This window comes from Allochromatium warmingii (assembly GCF_900107145.1).
GTDB classification, from domain to species: domain Bacteria; phylum Pseudomonadota; class Gammaproteobacteria; order Chromatiales; family Chromatiaceae; genus Thermochromatium; species Thermochromatium warmingii.
The window spans coordinates 1-1,006 of the sequence record NZ_FNOW01000094.1 but is presented as its reverse complement, the minus strand read 5'-3'; the positions used below and the strand labels follow the sequence as shown (position 1 = coordinate 1,006).

The following is a 1,006-nucleotide window of genomic DNA, read 5'->3' as shown; positions in this document are numbered from 1 at the left end:
CTGATACCGATTTTTCGTTTTTGACAATTAACCGATAATAGAAAAATTCTCTGTCAGCAAAGAACGCAGCTCGCTTTTGTATTGACTTGGGTTCGCGAAAAATTCTTTGCAAGCCAATGCAAAATCACTAAACGATTCAAAGTAGCGATTATGCAAAACTTTTCTCTTAAAAAATTTCCAAAGGCGCTCAATTAAGTTCAAATTTGGTGCATAGGGCGGGAGAAAAACAAGCTTGATTCTTGAGGACTCTAAATACGCCTTAACGGCTTTGGAGCGATAATAGCGAGCATTGTCACAAATCACATAAATGTAAGCCGCCGCCATATGCCGCTTTTCTAATTGTTTCAGCAAGTCGATGGTTGAGTCAGCATTAATCCTGTCATCATAACGGACAACAGGCTCTAACTGATCAAGGTTGATCGCTCCATTGATATTGAGGCGTTTTCGGCCTGTATTCGACCGAATTTCTTGCTCTTGGCCACGCTTGATCCAACCACGGGCGATGACAGGATTATGCTGTGGATGCACGGCATCCATGAAATAGATCGGATCCTCTTGACCTTTGTTTTCTTTGAGTTTTTCGTATTCACCCACAAACGCCTTCTGGGCTTCAGAATCCGCTTTCCCTGGAATCAATTTCGGTTTCTTGTGAACATAACCAAGGCGGTGAAGCAGTGCCGCCATACCACTTTCACTGTAACGAACAGCAAACTGATCTTCTAACCAGTGCGCAATGGCCTTGGCCGTCAAGTAGAGATGTTTTTCCAAGTGCGCATCTAAGAGGGCTAATTCGATTTCGCTAAGCCAGCCTTCGTGCCCACGATACGCCATCTGGCACAATGTCATGAGGCCGCCTTGTTGATAACGCTTAAAGTGGTTGCGTACTGTGTTTGGATCAACTTGCAAGACTTCGGCTACTTGTTCCGCTGTCCAGCCCGTTGCCAAGAGAACTACCGCTTTGATCCGATCGGCTTCACGTTTATTCTGTGTTTGACGATGCGCTTTT

At 44.8% G+C, this 1,006-nt stretch carries 1 protein-coding gene; it reads right to left on the bottom strand.

Annotated elements, in window-relative coordinates; all coding sequences use genetic code 11:
- Window positions 1-27 precede the first annotated feature (27 nt).
- A partial coding sequence (locus BLW10_RS13620; protein ID WP_143117103.1) for an IS630 family transposase occupies window positions 28-1,006 on the bottom strand: 979 nt, incomplete at its 5' end.